Source organism: Streptomyces showdoensis (genome assembly GCF_039535475.1).
Classification (GTDB): Bacteria; Actinomycetota; Actinomycetes; order Streptomycetales; family Streptomycetaceae; genus Streptomyces; species Streptomyces showdoensis.
The window spans coordinates 708846-725269 of the sequence record NZ_BAAAXG010000026.1; the positions used below are offsets into that span (position 1 = coordinate 708846).

At 72.1% G+C, this 16424-nt stretch carries 16 protein-coding genes and 1 pseudogene; 9 read left to right on the plus strand and 8 right to left on the minus strand.

Annotated features, from left to right (window positions below; all coding sequences use genetic code 11):
* Window positions 1-166: 166 nt before the first annotated feature.
* Complete coding sequence (locus ABD981_RS15750) at window positions 167-919, plus strand: Clp protease N-terminal domain-containing protein (protein WP_046908500.1); 753 nt, start codon at window positions 167-169, stop codon at window positions 917-919.
* A gap of 60 nt (window positions 920-979) precedes the next feature.
* On the opposite strand, the gene ABD981_RS15755 is transcribed toward ABD981_RS15750, so the two are convergent.
* The 3 genes from ABD981_RS15755 to ABD981_RS15765 all read right to left on the minus strand — a co-directional run bounded on the left by ABD981_RS15755 (window position 980) and on the right by ABD981_RS15765 (window position 3970).
* Window positions 980-1501, minus strand: coding sequence for a hypothetical protein (locus ABD981_RS15755; protein WP_046908501.1), 522 nt, complete (start codon window positions 1499-1501; stop codon window positions 980-982).
* 69 nt (window positions 1502-1570) lie between these two features.
* Window positions 1571-2215: a DUF4328 domain-containing protein gene (locus ABD981_RS15760; RefSeq protein WP_046908502.1), complete on the minus strand. Its 645-nt coding sequence runs from the start codon at window positions 2213-2215 to the stop codon at window positions 1571-1573.
* Window positions 2216-2353: 138 nt separating this feature from the next.
* Window positions 2354-3970: a beta-N-acetylhexosaminidase gene (locus ABD981_RS15765; RefSeq protein WP_046908503.1), complete on the minus strand. Its 1617-nt coding sequence runs from the start codon at window positions 3968-3970 to the stop codon at window positions 2354-2356.
* Between the two features lie 248 nt (window positions 3971-4218).
* Between ABD981_RS15765 and ABD981_RS15770 the strand changes: the two genes are divergently transcribed.
* From ABD981_RS15770 to ABD981_RS15795, 6 genes are all read left to right on the plus strand, one after another.
* Window positions 4219-4710 (plus strand): 2-oxo-4-hydroxy-4-carboxy-5-ureidoimidazoline decarboxylase, encoded by a 492-nt coding sequence (locus tag ABD981_RS15770; RefSeq protein ID WP_046908504.1) that lies wholly within the window; start codon window positions 4219-4221, stop codon window positions 4708-4710.
* A gap of 224 nt (window positions 4711-4934) precedes the next feature.
* Window positions 4935-5315 carry a succinate dehydrogenase, cytochrome b556 subunit gene (gene sdhC, locus ABD981_RS15775; protein ID WP_123954581.1) on the plus strand — a complete coding sequence of 127 codons (381 nt, stop codon included), beginning with the start codon at window positions 4935-4937 and terminating at the stop codon, window positions 5313-5315.
* An 8-nt stretch (window positions 5316-5323) separates the two neighbouring features.
* Window positions 5324-5797: a succinate dehydrogenase hydrophobic membrane anchor subunit gene (locus ABD981_RS15780; protein WP_046908506.1), complete on the plus strand. Its 474-nt coding sequence runs from the start codon at window positions 5324-5326 to the stop codon at window positions 5795-5797.
* 24 nt (window positions 5798-5821) lie between these two features.
* Window positions 5822-7576 (plus strand): succinate dehydrogenase flavoprotein subunit, encoded by a 1755-nt coding sequence (gene sdhA, locus ABD981_RS15785; RefSeq protein WP_046908507.1) that lies wholly within the window; start codon window positions 5822-5824, stop codon window positions 7574-7576.
* Window positions 7576-8334 (plus strand): succinate dehydrogenase iron-sulfur subunit, encoded by a 759-nt coding sequence (locus ABD981_RS15790; RefSeq protein ID WP_041130880.1) that lies wholly within the window; start codon window positions 7576-7578, stop codon window positions 8332-8334. Before sdhA ends, ABD981_RS15790 begins: the two co-directional genes overlap by 1 nt.
* Window positions 8335-8422: 88 nt before the next feature.
* A complete protein-coding gene (locus tag ABD981_RS15795) occupies window positions 8423-8899 on the plus strand; it encodes a hypothetical protein (RefSeq protein WP_046908508.1) in 477 nt (158 codons plus the stop codon).
* A 13-nt stretch (window positions 8900-8912) separates the two neighbouring features.
* On the opposite strand, the gene ABD981_RS15800 is transcribed toward ABD981_RS15795, so the two are convergent.
* The gene (locus ABD981_RS15800) at window positions 8913-9440 is read right to left on the minus strand and encodes a MarR family winged helix-turn-helix transcriptional regulator (protein WP_046908509.1); all 528 of its coding nucleotides are present in this window, start codon (window positions 9438-9440) and stop codon (window positions 8913-8915) included.
* Window positions 9441-9525: 85 nt separating this feature from the next.
* On the opposite strand from ABD981_RS15800, the pseudogene ABD981_RS15805 reads away from it, so the two are divergent.
* Both ABD981_RS15805 and ABD981_RS15810 read left to right on the plus strand, forming a co-directional pair.
* Window positions 9526-10756 (plus strand): annotated as a pseudogene (locus tag ABD981_RS15805) (MFS transporter).
* 93 nt (window positions 10757-10849) lie between these two features.
* On the plus strand, window positions 10850-11629 hold the full coding sequence (locus ABD981_RS15810; RefSeq protein ID WP_046908511.1) for a TetR/AcrR family transcriptional regulator: 780 nt from the start codon (window positions 10850-10852) through the stop codon (window positions 11627-11629).
* Window positions 11630-11677: 48 nt separating this feature from the next.
* On the opposite strand, the gene ABD981_RS15815 is transcribed toward ABD981_RS15810, so the two are convergent.
* The 4 genes from ABD981_RS15815 to ABD981_RS15830 all read right to left on the minus strand — a co-directional run bounded on the left by ABD981_RS15815 (window position 11678) and on the right by ABD981_RS15830 (window position 16413).
* Window positions 11678-12481 carry a hypothetical protein gene (locus tag ABD981_RS15815; RefSeq protein WP_046908512.1) on the minus strand — a complete coding sequence of 268 codons (804 nt, stop codon included), beginning with the start codon at window positions 12479-12481 and terminating at the stop codon, window positions 11678-11680.
* A 103-nt stretch (window positions 12482-12584) separates the two neighbouring features.
* Window positions 12585-13091: a SigE family RNA polymerase sigma factor gene (locus tag ABD981_RS15820; RefSeq protein ID WP_240495270.1), complete on the minus strand. Its 507-nt coding sequence runs from the start codon at window positions 13089-13091 to the stop codon at window positions 12585-12587.
* A 156-nt stretch (window positions 13092-13247) separates the two neighbouring features.
* Window positions 13248-14807, minus strand: coding sequence for an ABC transporter substrate-binding protein (locus tag ABD981_RS15825; protein ID WP_046908514.1), 1560 nt, complete (start codon window positions 14805-14807; stop codon window positions 13248-13250).
* Between the two features lie 253 nt (window positions 14808-15060).
* A complete protein-coding gene (locus tag ABD981_RS15830; RefSeq protein WP_345529596.1) occupies window positions 15061-16413 on the minus strand; it encodes a metallophosphoesterase in 1353 nt (450 codons plus the stop codon).
* Between the last annotated feature and the right edge of the window lie 11 nt (window positions 16414-16424).

The following is a 16424-nucleotide window of genomic DNA, read 5'->3' on the forward strand; positions in this document are numbered from 1 at the left end:
CGGCTCCGCGGACGACGACCGGGGCCTCTCCTGTGGGGGGTGGCGGCCCCGGTCGTCTTCCTTTTCGGGCGCCTCTTCGGGGCGCCCTTTTCCTTTCGCCCGCCCTCCCCCCTCAACTGTCAACCGGCCGTTGACACCGAGAGACTGTCAACCTAGGGTTGCACTCATGACGAATCCACTCGGCGTGAGCAACCCCGTGCGACTCGACGACCTGATCGACGCGATCAAGAAGTCCCACCCGGACGCCCTCGACCAGCTCTCCGGCGCGGTCATCGCGGCGGACCACCTCGGCGAGGTCGCCGACCACCTGATCGGCCACTTCGTGGACCAGGCCCGGCGCGCCGGCGCCTCCTGGACCGACATCGGCCGGAGCATGGGCGTCACCCGGCAGGCCGCCCAGAAGCGCTTCGTACCGAAGGGGGACAAGGACGGCGACGCGGCCGCCCTCGACCCGAACGCCGGCTTCAGCCGGTTCACCCCCCGGGCCCGGAACGTCGTGGTGGCCGCGCAGAACGAGGCCGCCGCCGCCCGCAACGACAGGACGGCCCCCGTCCACCTCGCGCTCGGCCTGCTCGCCGAGCCCCAGGGCATCGCCGCCGTCTGGATCACCCGCCAGGGCGTCACCCTCGACGCGCTCCGCGAGGCCCTCACCCCGGCGCTGCCGCCGGCGGCGGAGGAGGTGCCCGCGCTCATCCCCTTCGACGCGGACGCCAAGAAGGTCCTGGAGCTCACCTTCCGGGAAGCCCTGCGGCTGGGCCACACCTACGTCGGCACCGAGCACATCCTGCTGGCCCTCATGGAGTTCGAGGACGGCAAGGGCCCGCTCGCCGGCCTCGGCCTCCACAAGGCGGTGGCCGAGCGGCAGATCGCCGAGGCCCTCGCGTCGCTGCAGATCCAGGAGCCGGAGCCGGAGGCCTGACGCACGGAGAGGGCGGCCGGGACCACGGGGGGGTCCCGGCCGCCCTCTCGGTCGGCTTCGTCAGGCGGTACGCGCCCGGCGCGAGACCACCGCGCGGAGCACCCGGCCGCCCTCGGTCGACAGCTCGCGCGCCCGGCGCAGCCCCGTCGGGCCGTGGGCGGCGGATTCGAGGACGGCCTGCTGGCGTCGGAGTTCGCCCGCCTGGAGCGGGCCGTCGTCGTTCGCGTCGTGCAGGCGGTGCACGGCCAGGGCGATCACCGAGCAGCGCCCGGCCCACTCCCGCAGCGGGCCCTCCGCCCACTCGGCGGGAAGGCCGTCGAGCATCCCCCGGACGAGCCCGGCGGCCTCGTCCGCGCCGCCGCCCGCGCCGTCCAGCTCGGCCCGCGCCTTGCCGACCGCCTCGCCCCAGACCCCGCCGTCGCCGCGCGCGACCGCGGCCCACACGGGCCGCAGCACCTCGGCGCCCTCGGGGGCGAGCAGCGGCAGGCAGCGGTCCAGGCAGGCGAGCCCGGCGGCGGCCAGGCCCCGCTCGTCGGCCCGGTCGATCAGTTCCAGCAGGCTCGTGCTCGTCGCCGACGTCATGGACGCCTCCTCGCCACCCGATGCGGACGCAGTACTTCCACTACTGCGTCGCGCGGCGTGTTTCCGTCACTACGCGGCCGGAATCATGCCAGTCGCCTTCAGGTGCTGCATAGAGGTCAGACGCCGGACGAGCAGGATCGCCAGGACGGCCGCGAGGACGTCGAGGGCGTCGGCCGCGAGCATCCACTGGGTGCCGGCGACGAGCTCGTCCACGGTCATGGCACGGTCGAAGACCCGGCTGCCGACCTCGCCGGTGATCCGGGAGACGAGGAAGAACAGCCACCAGCAGTTGACCAGGACGAACTCGCCCCCGCGGTCGGGCCCGTACGGCTCGGGGCGGCTCGCCCGCCAGATGTCCACGATCTGCCCGCGCGGGAACCAGAACGCGACGATCGGGACGACCCAGCCCGCGATCATCCAGCCCTTCGCCCGGCGCTGGAGGTCCGGCGCCCAGACGTCGGCGTTGCCGCGCAGCCGGAACATCCAGACGATGAAGAGCACCGCGGTCGCGAGCAGCAGCAGGCCCTGCGCCGACCAGGCCACGGTCGAGGCCAGGGTGCCCGCGTACCCCTCCGGGTCGGGGTGGTCCGCCAGCGGGCCGGTGAGCTCGGAGCGGACGCCGGAGGTGGCGATCAGGCTGACGACGTCGGCCGCCGCGGTGGCGCCGAGCAGGGACACGACGGCGTAGGACAGGCCGTTGGGATTGCGGAGCATGGTCGGGCGGATCCCCCCAGGGAGTACGGCGCCCCTCCCCGAGGCGCCGACGCGGCCGGACGGCCGCAGCGGGGAGGACCGTACGTGACGCGGAAGACCGGCGTCCACGGGGAAAGCACTCAGTCGGGCCTGAGTACCTCAGCGCACCTGTCCGGCGAGCGCCTTGAAGCGGTCCCAGGTCAGGGCCGGTCTCCGGGCGTCCCACAGCTTCTGCGCCGTCGCCGTCAGCGGCATCCGGATGCCGTCGGCCACCTGCGCCTGCGTCTGCGCGCCCGCCAGGTCGCACCAGACCGCGAAGCTGCCGCCGAGGATCTGCGGGTCGTAGCGGGCGGGCACGGGCGTGGTGCCGCGCAGAACCAGGGGGGTCCACTGCTCGTAGATGCGCCGGCCGGTGGGGTACGCGAAGTCGTTGGGCTGGCCGAGCACGTAGTAGAGGTACTCGTCGTTGTAGTTGAGCACCTTGCGGCCCGCGCTCAGGTACGCGACGGGCGGCCGGGCGCCGATCTCCTTGCCGGTCCAGTAGGCGACCTGGAGGTCCTGGGCCGCGACGGCCACCCCGCCCGGGTAGAAGCCGTCGTTCCAGGCGCGCAGGGCCTTGCCGGTCGGCCGGACCACCGCCGCGCGGTCGTTCAGCCAGCCGGTGGCGAGGTCCTGGACCCGGCCCGAGGCGCCGTACCTCGCGGTGGCCGCGCGGGCGAGCTGGGGGTAGGTCGCCTCGGGGTTCCTCGCCATCAGGGCCACGTACTCGTCGCCGCCCAGGTGCCAGTAGGCGCCGGGGAAGAGGCCGGTGTACTCGCGGAGCAGCTCGTCGACGATCCGCGCGGAGGCCGGCTTGGAGATGTCGACGGCGCCGCGCGGGGTGCGGCCGGTGGCGCTGACGAGCTGGAGTTCCGGGTGGGCGGCGATGACCGCGCCCAGGTGTCCGGGCGAGTCGATCTCGGGGACCACGGTGATGTGCAGGCTCGCCGCCAGGTCCACGATCCGCCGGACCTCGGCCTTGCTCAGGTGCCGGGCGGAGACCACCTCGGGGTGACTGTCGGAGGCGATGCGGAAGCCCTGGTCGTCGGAGAAGTGCAGACCGAGCTGGTTGAGCTTGAGGTCGGCCATCTCGCGGACCCGGGCCTCGATCCAGGCCGCGTCGAAGTACTTGCGGGCGATGTCGACCATCAGCCCGCGCTGGGGCTTGGCCGGGGCGTCCTCGACCACGCCCTCGGGTATCGCCCCGGTGGACCTGACGGACTGCTTGAGGGTGCGGGTCCCGTAGAAGACGCCGGCCTGGCCGGGGCCGGTGATCCGGACCCCGCCGCCCTGGACGGCGAGGGTGTACGACTCGGCGGAGCCCTGGCCGCCGAGGGCGAGGGAGACGTCGCCGGGCCGGGCGGCGGCGGTGCCGCGGTACGGGACGCGCAGCTCGCCCGCGATCAGCCGGGCCTCGTCGGCGAGGGCGGCCTCGTCCTTCGCGGCGACCACGACCCCGGTGTCCGGTCCCGGCTTCCAGCCGGGGCCGCGGGCCGCCCGGTGGGAGCCGACGGCCGGGATCGTCCGCGGGGCCGTGGAGAGCGGGTAGGTCCGGGTGGGCGTCGGGCTCGGCGGCGGCGTCGTGGCCGTGCCGGGGGCGGTGGCCGTGGTGCCCGTGCCGGAGGCGGCGGGCGGGCCGTCGCCGGAACCGGTCGAGCAGGCCGCCACGGTGGCCAGTGCCACCGCGGCCGCCACGAGTGCGGGGCCCCGGAGGGGCCCTCGTATGGAGTACCGCATCACTCGGAATCCTCTCTCACCGCGCGATTCACGGCATCCCGGGCCTTCTGTCGACGCCTCGACCGAAACCACTCGTCCAGGTGAAATTCGCGCATCCGTCGGACACTTCCCCCGTCCCGCCGATAGCGTGGCGTCACATCCACCCCACAGCTTGCCCTGGCACCCCTGCGTCCCTCCCGGAGTCACCGCTGACCAGCACCAGCACCGGCGACACTCGCGCACCCTCCCGGACCCCGGACTCCCCCGCCATGCCTGCCCAGGCGGCGCGCCACTGGCACCCCAAGGGCCTCGCCGGTTTCAACGCGGCCCCGCACGCCCTCGCCGAGTCCCTGCTGCTGCGCTGCTGCGGCAGCCGGCGCTGGGCCGAACGGGTGGCGGCACACCGCCCGTACCCGACCCTCGACGCGCTGCTCGCGGCGGCCGACGAGGCAGGGTACGACCTGTCGGGGGCCGATCTGGACGAGGCGCTCTCCCGCGAGACCGCGGCGCTGCCGCACCCGGACGCCCCGCCGGCCGCGCGGACGGCGCTGCGGGCCGCGCACGCCGCGTACGAGAGCGGCTTCGGACACGCCTTCGTGATCAGCCTGGACGGGGTCCCGGCGGGCGAGCGGCTGGACCGGGTCCTCTTCGGCATCCGGTCACGTCTCGGCAACGAAAGGGAGGAGGAGCGGGCCGTCGCCGCCGAGGAACTGCGCCGGCTCGCCCGGACCCGGCTCACCCGTTCGGTCGCAGGAGGCTGAGTTCGTCCGCGATTCCCGCGGGACTCCTCCACAAGCACCCGAAATGCGGCGATTCGGGCTCCGCTGATAGTCCGTCCGTGCCTGTTTGATCACACCTATGGACCCCGCGCGAGCGAACCGACAAGTCGTCGCTACGATGACCGGGGCCGGTGGACCGTACCCGGCCGGGCCAGACCGACAGAGAAGCCGGCCGGCCCCGATCCCCGCTCCCGGAGGGTTTTTCCGTGCCGGCTGGAACGCTGTACCGCGGCCGGGAAGGAATGTGGTCCTGGGTGGCTCATCGAGTCACCGGCGTCCTCATCTTCTTCTTCCTGTTCGTACACGTGCTGGACACCGCTCTCGTCCGCGTCTCCCCCGAGGCGTACGACGATGTCGTGGCGACGTACAAGACGCCGATCGTCGCACTCCTCGAGTACGGCCTCGTCGCCGCCATCCTCTTCCACGCGCTGAACGGTCTCCGTGTCATCGCCGTGGACTTCTGGTCCAAGGGCCCGCGCTACCAGAAGCAGATGCTCTGGACCGTCGTGGGCATCTGGGTCGTGCTGATGGCGGGCTCGCTCTACCCCGTCCTCGGCCACGCCGCACGTGAACTGTTCGGGAGCTGACGCCAGACATGTCTGCTGACACCACTTCCGCCATCGGTCCCGTCGAGGGCGCTGCCTACGGCGTGGACAACCCGGCCCCGTACATCGAGGCCCCCCGCAAGCGCACGGGCAAGACCCCGCGGGCGACGCGCGGCAACTTCGAGATGGCCGCGTGGCTCTTCATGCGCCTCTCGGGCGTGGTCCTCGTCGTCCTGGTCCTCGGCCACCTGCTGATCCAGCTCTTCCTGGACGGCGGCGTCTCCAAGATCGGCTTCGCCTTCGTGGCCGGCCGCTGGGCGTCCCCGTTCTGGCAGGTCTGGGACCTGCTGATGCTGTGGCTCGCGATGCTGCACGGCGCCAACGGCCTCCGCACGGTCATCAACGACTACGCGGAGCGCGCCAACACGCGTCTGTGGCTGAAGGGCCTGCTGTACACCGCCACGGTGTTCACCATCCTTCTGGGCACGCTGGTGATCTTCACCTTCGACCCGAACATCCGCTAGGCACGGGGCTGAGGTAACCACGTCATGAAGATCCACAAGTACGACACCGTCATCGTCGGCGCCGGCGGCGCCGGCATGCGCGCCGCCATCGAGGCGACGAAGCGCAGCCGCACCGCCGTGCTGACGAAGCTGTACCCCACCCGCTCCCACACGGGCGCCGCGCAGGGCGGCATGGCCGCCGCGCTGGCCAACGTGGAGGAGGACAACTGGGAGTGGCACACCTTCGACACGGTCAAGGGCGGTGACTACCTGGTCGACCAGGACGCCGCCGAGATCCTGGCGAAGGAGGCCATCGACGCCGTCCTCGACCTGGAGAAGATGGGCCTGCCGTTCAACCGCACCCCGAACGGCACCATCGACCAGCGCCGCTTCGGCGGTCACTCGCGCAACCACGGCGAGGCCCCGGTCCGCCGGTCCTGCTACGCCGCGGACCGCACCGGCCACATGATCCTCCAGACGCTGTACCAGAACTGCGTCAAGGAGGGCGTGGAGTTCTTCAACGAGTTCTACGTCCTGGACCAGCTGATCACCGAGGTCGACGGGGTCAAGCACTCCGCCGGCGTGATCGCCTACGAGCTGGCCACCGGCGAGATCCACGTCTTCCAGGCGAAGGCCGTGATCTACGCGTCCGGCGGCACCGGCAAGTTCTTCAAGGTGACGTCCAACGCCCACACCCTGACCGGTGACGGCCAGGCCGCGTGCTACCGCCGCGGGCTGCCGCTGGAGGACATGGAGTTCTTCCAGTTCCACCCGACGGGCATCTGGCGCATGGGCATCCTGCTCACGGAGGGCGCCCGCGGTGAGGGCGGCATCCTGCGCAACAAGGACGGCGAGCGCTTCATGGAGAAGTACGCGCCGGTCATGAAGGACCTCGCGTCCCGTGACGTCGTCTCCCGCTCCATCTACACGGAGATCCGCGAGGGCCGCGGCTGCGGTCCCGAGGGCGACCACGTCTACCTGGACCTGACGCACCTCCCGCCGGAGCAGCTGGACGCCAAGCTGCCCGACATCACGGAGTTCGCGCGCACCTACCTCGGCATCGAGCCCTACACGGACCCGATCCCGATCCAGCCCACCGCGCACTACGCCATGGGCGGCATCCCGACCAACGTCGAGGGTGAGGTCCTCTCGGACAACACCACCGTCGTCCCGGGCCTGTACGCGGCCGGCGAGGTCGCCTGTGTCTCCGTGCACGGCGCCAACCGTCTCGGCACCAACTCGCTGCTCGACATCAACGTCTTCGGCAAGCGCTCCGGCATCGCCGCCGCCGAGTACTCCGCCAAGGCCGACTTCGTCGAGCTGCCGGAGAACCCCGAGGCCTTCGTCGTCGAGCAGATCGAGAACCTGCGCAACTCCACGGGCAACGAGCGGGTCGCCGACCTGCGCCGTGAGCTCCAGGAGACGATGGACGCCAACGTGATGGTGTTCCGTACGGAGCAGACCATCAAGACGGCCGTCGAGAAGATCGCCGAGCTGCGCGAGCGCTACAAGAACGTGTCCATCCAGGACAAGGGCAAGCGCTTCAACACGGACCTGCTGGAGGCCATCGAGCTGGGCAACCTGCTCGAGCTGGCCGAGGTCATGGCCGTCTCGGCGCTGGCGCGCAAGGAGTCCCGCGGCGGTCACTACCGCGAGGACTACCCGAACCGCGACGACGTCAACTTCATGCGCCACACCATGGCGTACCGCGAGGTCGGCGAGGACGGCTCCGAGACCGTCCGTCTCGACTACAAGCCGGTCGTCCAGACCCGCTACCAGCCGATGGAGCGTAAGTACTGATGGCTACCCCCGTACTGGACAAGGTCGAGGCGGAGTCCGCCGCCTCCCCGTACATCACGGTCACGATGCGGATCCGCCGCTTCAACCCCGAGGTGTCGGACGCCGCGGTCTGGGAGGACTTCCAGATCGAGATCGACCCGAAGGAGCGTGTGCTCGACGCCCTTCACAAGATCAAGTGGGACGTCGACGGCACGCTGACCTTCCGCCGCTCGTGCGCCCACGGCATCTGCGGTTCGGACGCGATGCGGATCAACGGCAAGAACAGGCTCGCCTGCAAGACGCTGATCAAGGACATCAACCCCGAGAAGCCGATCACGGTCGAGGCCATCAAGGGCCTGACGGTGCTGAAGGACCTCGTCGTCGACATGGAGCCCTTCTTCCAGGCGTACCGGGACGTCATGCCGTTCCTGGTCACCAAGGGCAACGAGCCGACCCGCGAGCGCCTGCAGTCCGCCGAGGACCGCGAGCGCTTCGACGACACCACCAAGTGCATCCTGTGCGCCGCGTGCACGTCGTCCTGCCCGGTCTTCTGGAACGACGGCCAGTACTTCGGTCCGGCCGCGATCGTCAACGCGCACCGCTTCATCTTCGACTCGCGTGACGAGGCGGGCGAGCAGCGCCTGGAGATCCTGAACGACAAGGACGGCGTGTGGCGCTGCCGCACGACGTTCAACTGCACGGACGCCTGCCCGCGTGGCATCGAGGTCACGAAGGCGATCCAGGAAGTGAAGCGCGCGCTGATCACGCGTCGTTTCTGATCCCTGGCCACCGCCCTGCGGCGAAGCCCGCTTCTGTACGCTGCGACGTGCAGGAGCGGGCTTTTTCGTGTGCGGAGGACGGGGACTGATGAGCGAGCCGAACCCTTACAAGTCGGGGGAGTACGAGTGGGGGCCCGGTCAGCAGCCCGGGACGCCGGCGTACGGGTACCCGCACCAGCCGACGATCCCGGCGGGAGTGCCGGTGCCGCCGCAGCACGCGCCGGGCCCGCAGCTCGCCCTGGGCGACATCACCGTCGTCGGGGACCAGATCATCACGCCGGCCGGGCCGATGCCGCTCAAGGGCGCCGCGTGGAACGTGATGGACATGTCGCGGACCGAGGAGAAGATCTCGACGACGGGCATCGTCCTGGCGGTCGTGTTCTTCGTCTTCTGCTTCCTGGGGCTGCTGTTCCTGCTGATGAAGGAGAAGAAGACGACCGGCTTCATCCAGGTCACCGTCACCAGCGGCGGCCGCTACCACTCGACGATGATCCCGGCGACCGCCCCGGAGACCCTCCAGTGGGTCATGGGCCAGCTGAACTACGCGCGCTCGCTGAGCATCTGACGAGAGGCACGGCCTAGCCGTGCCAGGGCTCGACGCCCGTGTTCTCCTCCGCGACCAGCATGATCCGGCGGAGCAGGTCGTTGAGCTGGGTGCGTTCCTCCGCGCTGAGGGTGCCGAGGATGCGGTACTCCTCGTGGCCGAGGACGTCCATGGCGCCGAGCCAGGTCTCGTGGCCCGCGGGGGTGAGTTCGACGACCACCCGGCGGCGGTCGGTCGTGGACGGGGTGCGGTGGACCAGGCCCCGCTTCTCCAGGGCGTCCAGGCGGCCGGTGACGGAGGCGGGGGCGAGGTCGAGGTCCCGGGCGAGCTCGGAGGGCGCGGCGCTGCCGCCGCGGCCGGCCAGCTTGTGCAGGGTGTCGAACTCGTGGCGTTCCAGGTCGAAGTCGGCGAGGGACTGTTCGCGCACCCGGCGCAGGTGGACGGAGAGCTTCTTCATCCGGGTGACGGCGCCCTCGACGACCGGGTCGAGGTCGGGCAGCACGGGCTGCCAGCGGGCCACGTGCTCGTCGGTCCAGTCGCGCGGTTCCTCGGTGGGTGCCATGGGGTGATCGTACGTCCGGGCGGGGCGCTCGGCCGGAAAAGTATTTCGTTGACGAATTATTCGGCACCGAAATACTCTGCTCGGCATGCCCCTGCCCAGCACCGCCGCGCCCACGCACCCCCCGACCCCCCATCCGCTGCGCACCCGTTCCTTCCGGCTGCTCTTCACCGGCCGCGCGCTCTCCCTCCTCGGTGACGCCGCCGTCCCCGCCGCGCTCGCCCTCGCCGTCCTGGAGGCGACCGGCTCCACCTCCGCGCTCGCGCTGGTGCTGGCCTGCTCGATGGTGCCGAAGCTGCTCCTGCTGCCGCTCGGCGGCGTGGTGGGCGACCGCTTCGACGCCCGGACCGTCGCCCTCGCCATGGACCTCGTCCGCTGCGCCTCCCAGCTCACCGTCGGCATCGAGCTGCTGAGCGGCTCGCCCACGCTCTGGCTGATCGCCGCCGTCGAGGTGGCCGGCGGCGCGGCCGGGGCGTTCGCGATGCCGACCGGCGCGCCGCTCGTGAAGGGCACGGTGTCCCCCGACGGGCTCCAGCGGGCCAACGCGGCCATGGGCATCGCCCACAGCGCCAGCCGCGTCGGCGGCCCCGCCCTCGCCGGGGCGCTGATCTGGACCGTGGGCCCCGGCTGGGCGTTCGTCCTGGACGCGGCGAGCTTCGCGGTCAGCGCCGCGCTGCTCTGCGCCGTACGGGTCGAGCGGGTGAGCACCCCCCCGCAGCGCCTTCCTCGACGACCTGAAGGAGGGCTGGCGGGAGGTCCGCACCCGCGACTGGTACTGGACCAGCCTCATCGGCCACAGCGCCTGGAACGGCGCCGCCGCCGTCCTGATGACCCTCGGCCCGGCCATCGCCCTCGACCGGCTCGGCGGCAAGGCGACCTGGGTGCTGTTCCTCCAGGTCGGCGCCGTCGGCCTGCTGCTCGGCTCGCTCGCCGCCGACCGGATCCGGCCCCGCCGCCCGATCCTCGTCGCCAACCTCGGCCTCGCCACGTACGCGTTGCCCCTGGTCCTGCTCGCGGTGGCGGCGCCCGCACCCCTCACCATCGCCGCGTACGGGCTCGCCCAGGCGGGCCTCGGCTTCCTCAGCCCGGTGTGGGAGACGGCGGTCCAGCGGGCCGTCCCCGCCCACGCGCTGGCCCGCGTCACCTCGTACGACTGGCTGCTCTCGCTCGCCGCGATGCCCCTCGGCTACGCGCTGGCGCCGCTCGCCGCCTCCGCCTGGGGGCCCGACGTCCCGCTGCTGGCCGCCGCCGTGATCGTGGGCGGCTGCTGCCTCGGGACGGGACTCGTGCCGGGGGTGCGCCGCTTCGGGAACGGCTGAGGAACCCGGTCGGCGCGTGCCCCGCCGCCGCTCCCCTCCGGCCCCCGGACGGGGGTGCGGGACACCCCGTACGGCCGACTAGGCTCAGGCCCTGTGACGGACGCGAGTGAAGAGCAGCAGGGCCCGTCCGCGGGCGGGCGGCCGGCGGAGAAGCCCGCCAAGGCGCCCAAGAGCGAGCAGACCCGCGCACTCATCCTGGAGACGGCGCTCCGGCTGTTCAAGGAGCGCGGGTACGACAAGACCACGATGCGGGCCATCGCCCAGGAGGCCGGGGTCTCCGTCGGCAACGCGTACTACTACTTCTCCTCCAAGGAGCACCTGGTCCAGGGCTTCTACGACCGGATCGCCGAGGAGCACCAGGCAGCCGTCGAACCCATCCTGGAGAGCGGCGAGAAGGACCTCACGGCCCGGATCCGCGGGGTGCTGCTCGCCTGGCTGGACATCGCCGCCCCGTACCAGGAGTTCGCGTCCCAGTTCTTCAAGAACGCCGCCGACCCGGACAGCCCGCTCAGCCCCTTCTCCCCCGAGTCCGAGGGCCCGCGCGAGGCGGCGATCGAGGTGCACCGGCGGGTCATCTCCGGGGCCTCGGTCAAGGTCGACCCCGAACTGTCCGAGGCGCTGCCGCAGTTGCTGTGGCTCCAGCAGATGGGCCTGGTGCTGTTCTGGGTCTACGACCGCTCCGAGAACGCCGCCAACAGCCGCCGCCTCGTCGAACGCCTCTCCCCCGTCACCGCCCGCGCCATCCAGCTCTCCCGCTTCCGGATCCTGCGCCCGCTGGTGAAGGAGACCCACGAACTGCTCGCCGACATGATGCCGACGGCGGCCGGGATGGCCGCCTCGGGCAAGCCGAGGCGGGCCGCCAAGTCCGGGTAGCCCGCACGGGCGGCCCCGGTCCCGACGGTCCGGGTCCCGGCGGGCCCGTCAGCCGACGGCGCCGAGGACCGGCGCCCAGGTCGCGCCGGTGAGCGCGGCCACCGCCTGCTCCTCGGAGAGCGGGGGCGCGGTACGGGTCGGCTCCGGCACGTCGGCGCCGGTACCGCCGCCGAGGCTGTTCCACTGCGTCAACTGGACCTGCGCGCCGGTCGACTTCACCGTCACCGTCACCGTCCAGCGGTGGGCGGTGCCGGCGCCGGCCGGCCGCTCGGCCGCGGTCCGCTCCGACATCACCACGGCCCCGCCGGGCAGCGCGGCGCTGCTCGGCAGCTCGCTGAGCGCGCAGGTGTCCCCCTCGGCCCGCGCGGGCGTCCGCTCGCAGCTCAGCCCGTCGCCGTCGGCGAGCGGCAGCTTGAGCCGGACCGCCGAGACGCCGACCCGGGCGGCGCCGTGCCCGTCGTCGACGACCAGGCCGGCGTTGGCGACGTAGCCGGCGGAGGGATCCGAGGGGTTGTTGCCCTGCCCGGTCACCTGGCTGTACCGGCCCCCGGGGAACGTCGCCTCCAGGGCGTGGATCATCTGCGTCCCACTGACCGCGGACCGCGGCATCGCCAGCGCCACCGTCTCGATCCCGGCTCCCCCCGAGCCGGTCCCGGCGAGCACGCCGGGGAGCACCAGGCCGGCCGCAGCGATCGCGGCGCAGGCACCCGCCCCGGCGACGATCCCGGCGGTGCGCCGGCGCCGACGGCGGCGGCCCCGCTCGACGGCTCCGTCCAGGAGTGCGGTGAGATCGGGGTCGAGGGAGTCGGTCGTACGGTCCAGCGCCTGGGCGAGATCTGCTTCGAAGGGCATGCTGAAGTCACCTTTCGTGTCGTCGACTTCTGCGTCGACGTCTGTCGTCGATGGAGGCTGTGCGGCGGTCCCGGTGCGCTCGCGCGCCCGGTACGGGCGGGGCTCAGCGCGGAACGAGATCGGTCAGGCTGTCGCCGAGCAGCGCGCGCACCCGCACGAGCGCCCGGGTCCCCTGGGAGCGGACCGCGCTGTTGCTCATCCGGAGCATCCGGCCGGTCTCCTCGATGCTGCGGTCCTCCCAGTAGCGCAGCAGGAGCACGGCCCGGTCGCGGGGCGGGAGGCGCCCGATCGCGTCCAGCAGGGTGAGCCGCAGGGCGGTGTCCGGACCGGACGCCGCCCGGTCGGGCAGGTCTCCGACGGGGCGCTCGCCGGTGCTGCGCCGGCGCCGCAGACTGAGGAACGCGCGGACCAGGACCGTCTGGGCGTAGGCCGCCGGGCTGTCCGCCCGGGCCACCCGCTTCCAGTGCGCGTACACCCGTCCCAGCGTCTCCTGGACCAGGTCCTCGGCGAGGTGGGTGTCACCGGCCGCGAGGACGTACGCCGAGCGGTACAGCGCCCGCGCCCGCTCGGCCACGAACTCCAGGTACGCGTCCTCCTGTGCTGATGTCACTCGTTTCCCGCCCGTTCCCCTTGTTCCGTGTTCCCCGTGCATATCCCTCTTGACTACGCGGGACGGCGGGATGTCGTGCGGATCGGGAATCTTTCTCCGGGAACGGCTCAGGGCCTGCCCGGGGAGACGGACAGGCCCTGCGTGGTTCGGGTCCGGCTAGATCCAGCTGAGCTCCCACAGGCGCCAGATGCCCGTGCCGTCGGAGAGGAACTGCGATCCGGCCACGTCCTCCGTGGACAGCACGTAGTCCTTCTTCTGCCACAGCGGCACCAGCGGTACGTCCTTGGCGACCTCGGACTGGATGTCGCGGAAGTCGTTGGTGGCCCGGGAGCGGTCGCTGAACTGCTGCGTGGCGGCGATCAGCGCGTCGATCCGCTTGTTGGAGAAGCCGTTGTGGAGGGTGTTGTCGGTGCCGACGAGCGGAGCGGTGAAGCTGTCCGAGTCGGGGAAGTCGGGGAGCCAGCCCACGGTGTACGCGTCGTAGGCGCCCTTCGCGTACCCCTTCTGGAAGGACGGCCAGTCGGCCGCGACGACGTCGACCTCGAACAGGCCGGTCTCCTCCAGCTGCTTCTTCAGCTCGGCGGCCTCGGCGTCGTAGGTGGAGTCCTTGCTGTGGCCGAGGGTGAACCTCACCGGGATGTCGACGTCCGCGGCCTTCAGCAGGCGCTTGGCCTTGGCCTTGTCCGGCTCGGGGGTGAGGTCGTAGAAGGCCGTGCTGTGGCCGACGAAGCCCTGCGGGATCAGGGAGTAGAGCGGCTCGACCGTGCTCTGGTAGGTGCCGGTGGTGATGGCCGGGCGGTCGACGACCGCGGCGACGGCCTGCCGCACCGCCTTCTTCGCCATCGGCGAGCCGGGCCGGACGTTGAAGTTCAGGTTGCGGATCTCGGCGCTGGCCGCCTCGGTGATCCGGGTGCCGTCCTTCGACGCGTCCTTCAACGAGTTGATGAAGGCCGGCGGCATCTGCCGGTGCGTCACCTCGACCTGCCCGTCCTTCCAGGCGGCCGCGAGCCCCTCGGACTCCTTGAAGTACTTCACGACCACCGTGCGGCCGGTCTTGGTGACGGCGCCCCGGTAGTTCGGGTTGGGCTCCAGCCGGGCGCTCTCCCCCGGCTTGTACTCCTTGAGGACGTACGGCCCCGAGCCGTCCACCGTGGTCCCGGTGCGCAGCGTCTTCCCGGGGTACGCGGTGCGGTCGACGATCGAGCCCGCGCCGGTCGCCAGCTTGAGCGGGAAGGTGGCGTCCCGGCCGCTCAGGTTGAAGGTGACCTTCCGCCCGTCCGCCACCACGCTCTCGAGCGTCGGGAAGAGGGGCTGCGGACCGACGTCCGTCTTGATGCCCAGCATCCGCTCGAAGGAGAACTCGACGTCCTCGCCCGTGACCTTGCGCCCGTTGGAGAACGTGAGGTCGTCGCGGAGCGTGCACTGATACGTGGTCAGCGTCGTGCCGACGAACTTGCAGCTCTCGGCCGCGTCCGGGACCGGCGTCGTGAAGCCGGGCTTGAAGGTCAGCAGCGACTGGAAGACGTTGCTGTACATCGCCCAGGAACCGGCGTCGTAGGCGCCGGCCGGGTCCAGTGAGGTCACCTTGTCGGTGGTGCCGACGGTGATCGGCTCGGTCCGCACGTCGTCGGAGGGCAGAAGTTGCCACCCTCCGATCCCGGCGGCCACCAGAACTCCACAAGTGATCAGAATCCGCAAACGGACTGACGACCGCATGAGACGTGCTTCCTTTTTTTGTTCCCACCCCTGTCGCGACGGCTCCCAACCAGCCGCGATGGATTCAGCCAATCACACGGATTTCACAAGCGGAAGAGGAAACATTCACACGGCACGCATATGTCCGAGATGAGGGAAGTAAGGGACGGAGCGGTACGTATCCGTAACGGAGCGCGCTGTCACATCTGCGCCATTCGCGCCCCGCGCGCCCCACGCGTCACGCCGTACGCTCCGTCACCCGTCCCGTCCGCCCTCAGGCCTGACGGGACGCCAGCTCCACGACCGTGATGTCCGAGGGCGCCCCGACCCGCACCGGCGGCCCCCACGCGCCCGCGCCGCGCGACACGTACAGCTGGGTGTCGCCGTAGCGTTCGAGCCCCGCGACGGTCGGATTGGCGAGCTCGGCGAGGTAGTTCCCCGGCCAGAGCTGGCCGCCGTGGGTGTGCCCGGAGAGCTGGAGGTCGACGCCGTGCCGGACGGCGTCGTCGATGACGATCGGCTGGTGCGCGAGCAGGACGGCGGTACGCGCCCGGTCCCGGTCCCCGAGCGCCTTGCCGAAGTCGGGCCCGTGCCCCTCGCTCTCCCCCGCGACGTCGTCCACCCCCGCGAGGTCGAAGCCGGCCCCGATCTCGACGCGGGCGTTGCGCAGCGGGTGCATGCCGAGCTCGCGGACGTGGTCGACCCAGGCGTCGGCGCCCGAGAAGTACTCGTGGTTGCCCGTCACGAAGAACGACCCGTCGCGGGCGCGCAGCCGGGCGAGGGGCTCGGCGGCGGGCCCGAGGTCCTGCACGGTGCCGTCGACCAGGTCGCCGACGACGGCCACGAGATCGGGCTGGGTGGCGTTGATCGTGTCGACGATCCGCTGCGTGTGGGCCCGCCCCAGGATCGGCCCGAGGTGGATGTCCGAGACGACGGCGATCCGGTACCCGTGCGCCCCGCGCGGCAGCTTCGCCAAGGGCACGGTGACCCGCTTCACCCGCGGGCCGCGCAGCACCCCGTACGTCCCGGCCCCGACGGTCCCGACCGCGACGGCCGCGGCGGTGCCGGAGACGAGACGGTTGACGAAGAGCCGGCGGGAGAGGTCGGGGGTCGGGGCCGCGGGGGCCGCGGCGGAGATCCCGCCGGCCTCCGGGGCTTCCGGGGCCACCACGGCGTCCGGGCCCTCCGGGGCCACCACGACGTCCCGGCCCTCCGGGGCTTCCGGGGCCTCCGCCCCGGCGGGCGCCCCCGGGCCCCCCGCCCGCGCGGCCGCCCCCACGGCCTCCGGGGCCACCGCGGGCGCCGCCCGCCGCGCCAGCGCCCGCCGCAGCAGCGGCCGCAGCGGCTCCGTCACCGCCAGGGCGAGCGTCACGTACAGGAGCAGCGCCAGCCAGAGGAAGCCCGGCCAGGCGACGGCCTGCTGGAGGCGGAAGGGGGCGCCCGCCCGGCCCGAGACCAGGGCGGCGAGGGAGAGCAGCGGCAGCGCGACGGCCGCGGCCGTGCCGGCCCGGCGGGCGCGCCCGCCCGGGGCCGTCAGGTCGCGCACCAGGCGCCGCCACACGTACCAGTGGACCGCGCCGAGCAGGGCGAGGACCACGACCAGCACCAGCAGGAAGACGACGACCACGCCCCACGTAC